The sequence below is a fragment of the Serratia sp. FGI94 genome (assembly GCF_000330865.1).
In the GTDB taxonomy this organism is placed as follows: Bacteria; Pseudomonadota; Gammaproteobacteria; order Enterobacterales; family Enterobacteriaceae; genus Serratia_B; species Serratia_B rubidaea.
Genome location: NC_020064.1, coordinates 291,840 through 304,348 on the forward strand (window position 1 = coordinate 291,840; position 12,509 = coordinate 304,348).

6 protein-coding genes and 2 rRNA genes are annotated in these 12,509 nt (G+C 53.1%); 5 read left to right on the plus strand and 3 right to left on the minus strand.

All coding sequences use genetic code 11. The annotated features are described in order from the left end of the window. Window positions 1-174: 174 nt before the first annotated feature. Window positions 175-3,082 (plus strand): 23S ribosomal RNA (locus tag D781_RS01305). Between the two features lie 193 nt (window positions 3,083-3,275). Continuing rightward, a 5S ribosomal RNA gene (gene rrf / locus D781_RS01310) occupies window positions 3,276-3,391 on the plus strand. A 299-nt stretch (window positions 3,392-3,690) separates the two neighbouring features. Here rrf and actP read toward each other — a convergent pair. The 3 genes from actP to acs form a co-directional block, all read right to left on the minus strand. Beyond that, entirely contained in the window at window positions 3,691-5,340 is a 1,650-nt protein-coding gene (gene actP / locus D781_RS01315; RefSeq protein WP_015344243.1) for a cation/acetate symporter ActP, read from the minus strand. After that, window positions 5,337-5,648, minus strand: a complete 312-nt coding sequence (locus D781_RS01320; protein ID WP_015344244.1) for a DUF485 domain-containing protein — start codon at window positions 5,646-5,648, stop codon at window positions 5,337-5,339. Before D781_RS01320 ends, actP begins: the two co-directional genes overlap by 4 nt. 191 nt (window positions 5,649-5,839) lie before the next feature. Further along, the gene (gene acs, locus D781_RS01325; protein ID WP_015344245.1) at window positions 5,840-7,798 is read right to left on the minus strand and encodes an acetate--CoA ligase; all 1,959 of its coding nucleotides are present in this window, start codon (window positions 7,796-7,798) and stop codon (window positions 5,840-5,842) included. A gap of 887 nt (window positions 7,799-8,685) precedes the next feature. Here acs and gltP point away from each other — a divergent pair. The 3 genes from gltP to D781_RS01340 all read left to right on the plus strand — a co-directional run bounded on the left by gltP (window position 8,686) and on the right by D781_RS01340 (window position 12,483). Then, window positions 8,686-10,002, plus strand: coding sequence for a glutamate/aspartate:proton symporter GltP (gene gltP / locus D781_RS01330; RefSeq protein ID WP_015344246.1), 1,317 nt, complete (start codon window positions 8,686-8,688; stop codon window positions 10,000-10,002). A 383-nt stretch (window positions 10,003-10,385) separates the two neighbouring features. After that, window positions 10,386-11,033 (plus strand): carbonic anhydrase, encoded by a 648-nt coding sequence (locus D781_RS01335; RefSeq protein ID WP_041411696.1) that lies wholly within the window; start codon window positions 10,386-10,388, stop codon window positions 11,031-11,033. Beyond that, entirely contained in the window at window positions 11,011-12,483 is a 1,473-nt protein-coding gene (locus tag D781_RS01340) for a SulP family inorganic anion transporter (protein ID WP_015344248.1), read from the plus strand. The genes D781_RS01335 and D781_RS01340 overlap by 23 nt, the downstream gene beginning before the upstream one ends. Window positions 12,484-12,509 lie beyond the last annotated feature (26 nt).

Consider the following 12,509-nt stretch of genomic DNA (forward strand, 5'->3'; position numbering starts at 1 on the left):
ACGGTATCAAACGATATCTCAAAACTGACTTGCGAGTCATGTTTGAGATATTTGCTCTTTAACAATCTGGAACAAGCTGAAAATTGAAACGATTGAACGCTTCTTGACGTAAGAAGTGGTTCAACGAGTCTCTCAAATGTTTGCAGCGCGAAGTGAAACATCTTCGGGTTGTGAGGTTAAGTGACTAAGCGTACACGGTGGATGCCTAGGCAGTCAGAGGCGATGAAGGGCGTGCTAATCTGCGAAAAGCGTCGGTAAGGTGATATGAACCGTTACAACCGACGATACCCGAATGGGGAAACCCAGTGTGTTTCGACACACTATCCTGTCATGAATACATAGTGGCAGGAGGCGAACCGGGGGAACTGAAACATCTAAGTACCCCGAGGAAAAGAAATCAACCGAGATTCCCCCAGTAGCGGCGAGCGAACGGGGAAGAGCCCAGAACCTGAATCGGCTTGTGTGTCAGTGGAAGCGTCTGGAAAGTCGCACAGTAAAGGGTGATAGTCCCGTACACGAAGATGCACAGGTCGTGAGTTCGATGAGTAGGGCGGGACACGTGTTATCCTGTCTGAATATGGGGGGACCATCCTCCAAGGCTAAATACTCCTGACTGACCGATAGTGAACCAGTACCGTGAGGGAAAGGCGAAAAGAACCCCGGCGAGGGGAGTGAAATAGAACCTGAAACCGTGTACGTACAAGCAGTGGGAGCACCTTCGTGGTGTGACTGCGTACCTTTTGTATAATGGGTCAGCGACTTATATTTTGTAGCAAGGTTAACCGAATAGGGGAGCCGTAGGGAAACCGAGTCTTAACTGGGCGTCTAGTTGCAAGGTATAGACCCGAAACCCGGTGATCTAGCCATGGGCAGGTTGAAGGTTGGGTAACACTAACTGGAGGACCGAACCGACTAATGTTGAAAAATTAGCGGATGACTTGTGGCTGGGGGTGAAAGGCCAATCAAACCGGGAGATAGCTGGTTCTCCCCGAAAGCTATTTAGGTAGCGCCTCGTGAACTCATCTTCGGGGGTAGAGCACTGTTTCGGCTAGGGGGCCATCCCGGCTTACCAAACCGATGCAAACTCCGAATACCGAAGAATGTTATCACGGGAGACACACGGCGGGTGCTAACGTCCGTCGTGAAGAGGGAAACAACCCAGACCGCCAGCTAAGGTCCCAAAGTCATGGTTAAGTGGGAAACGATGTGGGAAGGCACAGACAGCCAGGATGTTGGCTTAGAAGCAGCCATCATTTAAAGAAAGCGTAATAGCTCACTGGTCGAGTCGGCCTGCGCGGAAGATGTAACGGGGCTAAACCATGCACCGAAGCTGCGGCAGCGACGCTTAGGCGTTGTTGGGTAGGGGAGCGTTCTGTAAGCCGTTGAAGGTGGCCTGCGAGGGTTGCTGGAGGTATCAGAAGTGCGAATGCTGACATAAGTAACGATAAAGCGGGTGAAAAACCCGCTCGCCGGAAGACCAAGGGTTCCTGTCCAACGTTAATCGGGGCAGGGTGAGTCGACCCCTAAGGCGAGGCTGAAAAGCGTAGTCGATGGGAAACAGGTTAATATTCCTGTACTTGGTGTTACTGCGAAGGGGGGACGGAGAAGGCTAGGCTAGCCGAGCGACGGTTGTCTCGGTTTAAGCGTGTAGGGGGGTGTTCCTGGTAAATCCGGAACGCTGTTAACCCTGAGGCGTGATGACGATGCACTACGGTGCAGAAGTAGTTGATGCCAAGCTTCCAGGAAAAGCCTCTAAGCTCCAGGTAACACGAAATCGTACCCCAAACCGACACAGGTGGTCAGGTAGAGAATACCAAGGCGCTTGAGAGAACTCGGGTGAAGGAACTAGGCAAAATGGTGCCGTAACTTCGGGAGAAGGCACGCTGGCGCGTAGGTGAAGTCCCTTGCGGATGGAGCTGAAGCCAGTCGCAGATACCAGCTGGCTGCAACTGTTTAATAAAAACACAGCACTGTGCAAACACGAAAGTGGACGTATACGGTGTGACGCCTGCCCGGTGCCGGAAGGTTAATTGATGGGGTTATCCGTAAGGAGAAGCTCTTGATCGAAGCCCCGGTAAACGGCGGCCGTAACTATAACGGTCCTAAGGTAGCGAAATTCCTTGTCGGGTAAGTTCCGACCTGCACGAATGGCGTAATGATGGCCAGGCTGTCTCCACCCGAGACTCAGTGAAATTGAACTCGCTGTGAAGATGCAGTGTACCCGCGGCAAGACGGAAAGACCCCGTGAACCTTTACTATAGCTTGACACTGAACATTGAGCCTTGATGTGTAGGATAGGTGGGAGGCTTTGAAGTGTGGACGCCAGTCTGCATGGAGCCATCCTTGAAATACCACCCTTTAATGTTTGATGTTCTAACTCGGCCCCATAATCTGGGGTGAGGACAGTGTCTGGTGGGTAGTTTGACTGGGGCGGTCTCCTCCCAAAGAGTAACGGAGGAGCACGAAGGTTAGCTAATCACGGTCGGACATCGTGAGGTTAGTGCAAAGGCATAAGCTAGCTTGACTGCGAGAGTGACGGCTCGAGCAGGTGCGAAAGCAGGTCTTAGTGATCCGGTGGTTCTGAATGGAAGGGCCATCGCTCAACGGATAAAAGGTACTCCGGGGATAACAGGCTGATACCGCCCAAGAGTTCATATCGACGGCGGTGTTTGGCACCTCGATGTCGGCTCATCACATCCTGGGGCTGAAGTAGGTCCCAAGGGTATGGCTGTTCGCCATTTAAAGTGGTACGCGAGCTGGGTTTAGAACGTCGTGAGACAGTTCGGTCCCTATCTGCCGTGGGCGTTGGAAGATTGAGAGGGGTTGCTCCTAGTACGAGAGGACCGGAGTGAACGCACCACTGGTGTTCGGGTTGTCATGCCAATGGCACTGCCCGGTAGCTAAGTGCGGAAAAGATAAGCGCTGAAAGCATCTAAGCGCGAAACTTGCCTCAAGATGAGTCTTCCCTGGGACTTCGAGTCCCCTGAAGGAACGTTTAAGACTAAGACGTTGATAGGCTGGGTGTGTAAGTGCAGCGATGCATTGAGCTAACCAGTACTAATGAACCGTGAGGCTTAACCTTACAACACCGAAGGTGTTTTAGAGAGATAGATATTTTCAGCCTGTTCTGTGATTGAAGTCCGAAGGATTTCGCGCTGAAGCAAGGCGGCAAGCGATGGCGGAGCAGGAGCATACATGAGTATGTGACTGTGACGACAGAGAGCGGCCAAGGCGGCAGCAGCGTGAAAGACACAGGACGGGTAAAAAAGAATTTGCCTGGCGGCAATAGCGCGGTGGTCCCACCTGACCCCATGCCGAACTCAGAAGTGAAACGCCGTAGCGCCGATGGTAGTGTGGGGTCTCCCCATGCGAGAGTAGGACACTGCCAGGCATCAAATAAAGTAGAAAGCCTCATGCGAAAGCATGAGGCTTTTTGTTTTGTCTGTTGGCAGGTGTTCTGCTCGAGCATGACATGCGACAAAGGCGCGATAGCGCGTTTGAACGCCGCTTGCGGCGGCCCCGCAGGGGCGAGGCTCGAAGAGCCGAGTAAAGTAGGACACTGCCAGGCATCAAATAAAGTAGAAAGCCTCATGCGAAAGCATGAGGCTTTTTGCGTTTCTGCACTATTCATCCGTATCTTGGCCTTATCGGCCACTAAAAAGGCCCCGCAGGGCCTTTGCATGCTACCGATTAATGAGAACTTCCCTGGGAAATCCCCAACCCGGTTTGTGAACGAACAAACTGGGAACGGAAGCGTTCACGCTCCTGCTGACCGGTGAGTGAACTGTCGGTGACCGAGAACAGCCAGGTACCGATAAAGGCAACGATCATGGAGAACAGCGCCGGGTACTCATAAGGGTAGATGGCTTTTTCATGGCCCAGAATTTCTACCCAGATAGTCGGCCCCAGAATCATCAGGATTACTGCGGTCAACAGGCCGAGCCAGCCGCCGATCATGGCGCCGCGGGTTGTCAGGCGCGACCAGTACATGGAGAGGATGATGATCGGGAAGTTGCAGCTGGCGGCAATGGAGAAGGCCAGCCCGACCATAAAGGCAATGTTTTGCTTCTCGAACAGGATCCCTAAGCCAATGGCGACGATCCCCAGCAGCACCACGGTAATTTTTGAAACCCGCAGCTCTTCTCTCTCGGTCGCCTTGCCGTTTTTGACCACGCTGGCATAGAGATCGTGCGAGACCGCAGAAGCACCGGCCAGAGTCAGGCCAGCCACGACCGCCAGAATGGTGGCGAACGCGACGGCAGAGATAAAGCCAAGGAAGAAATTACCGCCAACCGCATTAGCCAAGTGCACGGCTGCCATGTTGGTGCCGCCAAGCAGGGCGCCGGTGGCGTCTTTAAAGGCAGGGTTAGCGCTGACCAGCAAGATGGCGCCAAAACCGATAATAAAGGTCAGAATATAGAAGTAGCCGATAAAACCGGTGGCATAGAACACGCTTTTCCGCGCTTCTTTAGCATCGCTAACGGTGAAGAAACGCATCAGGATATGCGGCAGGCCGGCGGTGCCGAACATTAACGCCAGCCCCAGTGAGAGAGCCGATATCGGGTCAGAAACCAGCCCGCCGGGGCTCATAATGTCGCTCCCCTTAGGATGTACCTTCACGGCTTCGGCAAACAGCGTATTGAAGTCAAAATTGACCGACTTCATCACCATCAATGCCATAAAGCTGGCGCCGGCCAGCAGCAGAACGGCTTTGATTATCTGTACCCAGGTCGTGGCCAACATCCCGCCGAACAGCACGTACAATACCATCAAGATACCAACCAGAATCACCGCGACGTGGTAGTTCAGCCCGAACAGCAGCTCGATCAGTTTGCCGGCGCCAACCATCTGGGCAATCAGATAGAGCGCGACCACTACCAGAGAACCACAGGCCGATAGCATACGAATCGGTTTTTGCTGCAGCCGGTAGGATGCGACGTCGGCAAAGGTATAGCGCCCCAAGTTACGCAGGCGTTCGGCGATCAGGAACAGAATAATCGGCCAGCCAATCAGAAAACCGATGGAATAGATCAGCCCGTCATAGCCAGAGGTATACACCAACGCGGAAATTCCAAGAAACGAAGCGGCGGACATAAAGTCACCGGCGATCGCCAGCCCGTTTTGAAAGCCGGTGATACGGCCACCGGCGGTATAGTAGTCCTGGCGGGAGCGGGTGCGTTTGGAGGCCCAGTAGGTGATGTACAGCGTCGCGCCGACAAACAGGACAAACATCACGATGGCCTGCAGATTTAACGGCTGGCGCTGTACCTCGCCGCTGATGGCCTCGGCATTCACCAGCGTCGGCAGCAGCAGGACGGCAATGGCAAGTATGTACCTCATTGTTTCACCTCACGCAGAATCTCTGCCGTCAGGCGGTCAAACTCGCCGTTGGCACGGAATACGTAGATACCGGTCAAGACAAAAGAGATGACGATTAATCCCACGCCGACGGGAATGCCGCGTGTGATGGTAGAACCGGCGGCAATGGGAGTGCCCAGCCACTGTGGGGCGAAGGCGATCAGTAAGATAAAACCGACGTATAACGCCAGCGTGATTAACGACAGCAGCCAGGCGAAACGGCCACGTTTGCGCACTAGCTCCTTAAAGCGCGGATTTTGTTCAATTCCCTGGTAGATGGTGTCATTCATTGTCTGTCTCCAAAAGGCATTGACTGCGAACGCCGCGCTATATCCGCAGCCTTTCAGGACACCAACGTCTGTTCCGGCGCCAGCTTCAGACTGAGACCGGGGAATTCATTCAGACGCAGACTGCAACCTGAACACTTTCGGAGATAGCGGCCGCCGGCCGGACATGCGCCGGCGGCCGGGAACGGCAAAAATTAGGATGGTACTTTCATTGATTGTTTTTCTTCCAACAGCTTATCGACCACCGCCGGATCCGCCAGCGTTGAGGTATCACCCAAATTGCTGGTATCGCCGGCGGCAATTTTGCGCAGGATACGCCGCATGATTTTGCCGGAGCGGGTCTTAGGCAGTGAGTCAGTCCAGTGCAGGATATCCGGTGTCGCGATCGGCCCTATCTCTTTACGCACCCAGTTGCGTACTTCGGTATAGAGCTCTGGCGTCGGTTCTTCGCCGTGATTCAGCGTGATGTAAGCGTAAATCGCCTGGCCTTTAATATTATGTGGAATACCGACCACTGCGGCTTCGGCGATTTTCGGGTGGGCAACCAGCGCCGATTCGATCTCCGCCGTTCCCAGGCGGTGGCCGGAAACGTTCAGCACATCATCGACGCGGCCGGTGATCCAGTAGTAGCCGTCTTCGTCGCGTCGTGCACCGTCACCACTGAAGTACATACCTTTAAAGGTCGAGAAATAGGTCTGTTCAAAGCGTGCGTGGTCGCCAAACAGCGTACGCGCCTGACCGGGCCAGGAGTCGACCATCACCAGGTTGCCTTCGCAGGCGCCTTCCTGCGGCGTACCGACGTTGTCGACCAGCGCTGGCTGTACGCCGAAGAACGGCTTCGTGGCGGAACCGGCTTTCAGTTCGGTGGCGCCGGGCAGCGGGGTGATCATAAAGCCGCCGGTTTCGGTCTGCCACCAGGTGTCCATGATTGGGCATTGGCCGTTGCCGATCTTTTCGTAGTACCACTCCCAGGCTTCCGGGTTAATCGGTTCACCTACTGAGCCCATAATGCGCAGCGAGTCGCGTTGGGTACCTTCAATCGCCTTGTCGCCTTCCGCCATCAGCGCACGGATCGCCGTTGGGGCGGTATACAGAATATTGACCTGATGCTTGTCGATAACCTGCGACAGGCGGTTAACGCCGGGGTAATTCGGCACGCCTTCAAACATCAGGGTAATGGCGCCGCAGGCCAGCGGGCCATACAGTAAATAGCTGTGGCCGGTGACCCAGCCGACGTCGGCGGTGCACCAGTAAACGTCGCCATCGTGGTAGTCGAAGACGTATTTGAAGGTCATCGCCGCATAGACCAGATAGCCGCCGGTGGTGTGCAGTACGCCCTTGGGCTTACCGGTTGAACCGGAGGTATAGAGGATAAACAGCGGATCTTCGGCATTCATCTCTTCCGGTGGACACTCGGCAGACACGCCGGCGGTCAGCTCGTGCCACCACAGATCGCGTCCTTCCTGCCAGTAACCGGGCTTGCCGGTACGCTGGAAGACCACTACGTTGTCGACGCTGGTTACGCCCGGGTTTTTCAGGGCGTCATCCACATTCTTTTTCAATGGCACCGAGCGACCAGCGCGCAGGCCTTCATCGGCGGTGATCACCAGGCGGGCGTTGGAGTCGATGATGCGCCCGGCTACGGCTTCCGGAGAGAAGCCGCCAAAGATCACCGAGTGCACCGCCCCGATGCGGGCGCAGGCCAGCATGGCGACCGCTGCCTCTGGCACCATGGGCATATAGATCGCCACCACGTCGCCTTTTTTCACCCCCAGCCCTTTGAGCACGTTGGCGAATTGGCACACATCGTGATGCAGTTGTTTATAGGTTACATGCTTGGACTGGTCCGGATCGTCACCTTCCCAGATAATGGCGGTTTGATCACCGCGGGTGGCCAGGTGGCGATCCAGACAGTTGGCGGCTAGGTTGAGGGTGCCGTCTTCAAACCAGCGGATGCTGATGTTCCCCGGTGCGAAAGAGGTGTTTTTTACCTGAGTATAAGGCTTGATCCAGTCAACAATCTTGCCGTGTTCTCCCCAGAAGGCGGCCGGGTCTTGCACCGACTGCTGATAATACTGCTGGTATTGTGCCGGGCTAATCAGGGCATGTTCCGCAATTGCGGCAGGAATCGTATGTTTGTGCAGTTGGCTCATGGCTTTTACTCCTTGTTATAAGTTGTTAATAATATGTCAACTGATGGTTAAGTATAGTTTGCCGTGATTCTTTGTTTCTTTTTTGCGCGATAGATCACGCAACGAAGATATTGATTTGTAATAGTTACTGGTGGATTGACGGCTAGATCTGTGAGGTTAGGGGAGCTTTCCGAAAGAGTTGACAGTTTTTGACAATAACTCCGTCCTCAAAATAACGAAAAGACATAAAACTCGACGCGTTAACAACGCCGTGCGATATTGCTTTTAGCGAGGCTAAAACTGTTTTGTAATAATATTTGTATTAATATTCCTATTCGATATTAATTAGGGATAAAACCGTTGACTTGTTTTTTTCTTAAAAATTAAATGTAAATTAATAATAAACTAACCGCAAATTATGCAATAAATCCTCCAGGGTCTGTAGGGGATTTATTATTCTGATAATCACTAATTGTCCGAGCAGGCAAATGCAATTTATTGTCTTGTCATTAAAAATTGTAAGCTAGTGTAAACGAAAGAAAGTTCCAGTCATACGTCTAAATATGCATATTACGTGATGAATCACGCATTTCCTTATTGCCGTCAAATTGAACGATTTGTTTATTTTATAGCTTAATCCATAGTGAATTATGTATTTAATAACAACAGATTATGTTAATGGGAAATTTTCGGACACCGATTTTTCCTGCTGCGGCGTGCTTTCCGCGGCTGAAACAAGGCTTGCAGAACATAGGCTTCAGATGGTACAGATTTAACCCGCGACACTGACAGGGCAAGTGAACGTTACATTAAATTAACATAAATCTGTATTGAAATTGATTAAGTATTCCATCTGGGGTTGTTGGTAAAAATTACTCCGGAGGAGTGCTTTGAGGACTTTTTTGGGTATGAGAAGTGTGAAAATCAGCCTTGCTTGGCAAATCTTGATTGCGTTGTTTTTGGGGATTGCTGTTGGTGCGATCCTGCATAATCAAACGGAATCTCGCGAATGGTTTGTTAATAATATTCTTAGCCCCGCCGGGAATATTTTTATCAGCCTGATTAAAATGATTGTCGTACCAATCGTTATCTCGACGTTAGTCGTCGGCATTGCCGGCGTCGGCGATGCGAAGAAACTGGGCCGCATCGGGTTGAAAACCATTCTCTATTTTGAGGTGATTACCACCATCGCGATTGTGGTCGGGCTGACGCTGGCGAATGTGTTCCAACCTGGTCACGGCATTGATATGTCGACGTTGACCACCGTGGATATCTCCCAGTATGAAAAAACCACTGAGCAGGTGCAGAGTGGCTCTCACAGCCTGGTGAGCACCATTTTGTCGCTAATCCCATCCAACGTATTCGCATCGATGGCGAAAGGTGACATGCTGCCGATTATCTTCTTCTCGGTGCTGTTCGGTCTGGGCCTCTCTTCTCTACCGAAGGAAACGAAAGAGCCGCTGCTGAACGTCTTTAAAGCGGTGTCTGAAACCATGTTCAAAGTGACGCATATGATTATGCGCTATGCGCCGGTCGGGGTCTTTGGCCTGATTGCGGTGACCGTCGCGAACTTTGGTTTTGCTTCGTTGCTGCCGCTCGCCAAGCTGGTGTTGCTGGTGTACGTGGCCATCATCTTCTTTGCACTGGTGGTGCTCGGAACGGTGGCGCGGATGTGCAAACTGCGCATTTGGACGCTTATTCGCATCCTGAAAGACGAGCTTATTCTGGCCTATTCTACCGCCAGCTCGGAAACGGTGCTGCCGCGCATCATTGAAAAAATGGAAGCCTACGGTGCACCGAAGTCGATCACCAGTTTTGTGGTGCCGACCGGCTACTCGTTTAACCTGGATGGCTCTACGCTGTACCAGAGCATTGCCGCCATCTTTATTGCGCAGCTTTACGGTATTGAGCTATCAATTGGTCAGGAAATCGTGCTGGTGCTGACGTTGATGGTAACGTCAAAAGGTATTGCCGGTGTGCCGGGGGTCTCCTTCGTGGTACTGCTGGCGACGCTGGGCAGCGTTGGGATCCCGCTGGAAGGACTGGCCTTTATCGCCGGCGTTGACCGTATTCTGGATATGGCGCGTACGGCGCTGAACGTTGTCGGTAATGCGCTGGCCGTGTTGGTGGTTGCCAAGTGGGAGCGCCAGTTCGACCGCAGTAAAGCGCTGGCCTATGAGAAAGAATTCCTCGCTGGCAAAGTCAAAACAGCAAGACAATCTTAATATTAGACTTCACTAATTATTAAAAAAGCCCGCCATTGGCGGGCTTTTCTTATGCCATAACGCTAGCGATGGCTTCCCGAGTGTAAAGTTTCTTCAGTAAGCGCTTACTTTAGTTTTTTAATACTGCGGTATCATTTTTTTATCTTTATAAATCAGTATGATTATAAGGCTCCGTTAAAAGTTCCCACTTTTTTTTACTTGCCTTAATCTTCTCCGGCTCTATTTTTAATAAAGGATTAACCTGCTTTAGGAACGATCCTGCATGACATGAAAACGTCATGTATGAGCTTCAAGCCTTTATCTTCATCATAAGTTTTTTTTATGTTATTGGCCCTGGGCGGGTAGGTGAAAGCCTGTTTGTCCCCAACAGAGAGAAGCATGCTGTGACAATACTCAAACCCCTATTAGCCAGGAATCGCAGCTGGGCGTTGCAACAGCGCCAGCGCAATCCTCACTACTTCCGTAAGCATGTCGCCGGTCAGCAGCCACACGCGTTGTGGATAGGTTGTTCCGATAGCCGGGTTCCGGCTGAGGTGCTGACCGGCGCACACCCGGGTGAACTGTTTGTACACCGTAATATCGCCAATATGGTGTTACAGGATGACGATAGCCTGATGAGCGTATTGCAGTACGCGTTGGACTATCTGCACGTCTCCGCGATTGTACTGTGCGGCCACTATGGCTGCGGCGGCGTGCAGGCCGCCGTTAATCTGCCCGATTTGCCGCTGTCGCAGGAGAACAGCGCATTGGCCAGGCGTCTGAAACATCTGCGCCAGTCGCTGGCGAGCGAACTGCCGCAGTATCAGCAGAGTGAAGAGGATGAAGTGCTGCGCTTGAACCGCGTGATCGACGCGCACGTGGTGACCCAGTTTGCTCATCTTGTCGACTGTCCGCCGGTGCAACAGGCCTGGCGACAGGGCCGCACACTGGATGTATTTGGCTGCGTTTATGATTTGCATGAAGGGCACCTGAAGGAGCTGATTCATCAGGACAGTGCGGAGGTGCGTGATGAGCTTAAGCACTCTGCGTAATGATATTCCCGCAGGGATCGTTGTATTTTTGGTGGCGTTACCGCTCAGTCTGGGCATTGCGCAGGCGAGTGGCGTGCCGCCGTTTGTCGGATTACTGACCGGTGTGATTGGTGGATTGGTGGTTACGCTGCTTAGTCCGTCGCGTTATGCCGTTAGCGGGCCGGCGGCCGGATTGGTGACCATTATCGTCGGAGCGATGGAAACGCTCGGATCGTTTTCTCTGCTGCTGGTAGCGCTGATCATGGCGGGGGTACTGCAGCTTATTTTCGGTTTGCTGCGCGCTGGGCGTTTTATTTCATTGGTGCCTGGGACGGTGATCCAGGGCATGCTGGCGGCGATCGGCCTGTTGCTGATTCTACAACAGATACCGGTTGCGTTGGGCTATCAGGGCGAAGATAGCCTGTCAGGGCTGCTGAGCGCTGGGAGCGAACTGCTGTCTCCGGCTTCCATCGTCGTGGCGTTGGGCGCGCTGTTTATTCTGTGGGCCTGGACGACGAAGCCGGTGAAGCGCATCAAAGTGATGACCTATATTCCCGGGCCGCTGGTGGCCGTGCTGTGGGGCGGTTTGGCCGTGGTCTTCGGCGAGCGCCTGATGCCGGAATTTATGGGTAATATCGCGCGTATTACTTTACCCAAATTCGATAGCGCCGATGAATTGGGCGCGCAGCTTAGCCGGCCGGATTGGCAGGGTGCCTGGCGCAACCCTTCCGTGTATGTGATCGCGGTGACGCTGGCGTTGGTAGCCAGCCTGGAAACCCTGCTCAGTCAGGAAGCGTTGAAAAAGCTCAAATCGCAGACGCCGTCGCCTTCGCCGGATAAAGAAATGCGCGCGCAGGGCGTCGGGAATATGCTGAGCGGATTTTTGGGCGGTCTGCCGATTACTGCCGTTATCGTGCGCAGTTCAGTCAACGTCAATGCGGGAGCGCGCAGTAAAGTGTCTATTTTACTGCATGGCGTGCTGTTGCTGTTGTGCGGCGTGTTCTTCAGCGATCTGCTGAACGTTATTCCGCTGGCGAGCCTGGCGGCGGTGCTGTTGTATACCGGCTATAAACTGGCTTCCCCGGCGTTGTTTGCCGTGCAGTGGCGTATGGGGCTGGCGCATTTCGTCCCGTTTATCGTCACCGTTGGCGGGATTATTGTCTTCGGTATGCTGGCGGGGATCGCGATTGGTCTGATGACGCAGGTTCTGTGCAGCACGTATAAAAGCCATCACAATGCGCTGCAGCTGGCGCAGTATGACGACCATTATGTGGTGCGTTTTCACCAGAATCTGACCTTCCTGCATAATCCGCGGCTGCAGAGCCTGCTGGCGCAAATCCCGGATAATTGCGTCGTGATTGCAGAATGCGATAATGCGGAATATATCGATCCTGACGTGCGCGCCATGCTGTCGGACTTTGGCGCCAGTGCGGCAACGCGCGGTATTACGTTGAACCGCTGGCCGGTGTAGGTGAATGAAGTGATAACGGCGTCAGG

Coding starts and splice junctions, on each gene's coding strand:
- D781_RS01340 (WP_015344248.1), top strand. CDS start 11,011: ATGAGCTTAAGCACTCTGCGTAATGATATTCCCGCAGGGATCGTTGTA.
- actP (WP_015344243.1), bottom strand. CDS start 5,340: ATGAGGTACATACTTGCCATTGCCGTCCTGCTGCTGCCGACGCTGGTG.
- gltP (WP_015344246.1), top strand. CDS start 8,686: ATGAGAAGTGTGAAAATCAGCCTTGCTTGGCAAATCTTGATTGCGTTG.
- acs (WP_015344245.1), bottom strand. CDS start 7,798: ATGAGCCAACTGCACAAACATACGATTCCTGCCGCAATTGCGGAACAT.
- D781_RS01320 (WP_015344244.1), bottom strand. CDS start 5,648: ATGAATGACACCATCTACCAGGGAATTGAACAAAATCCGCGCTTTAAG.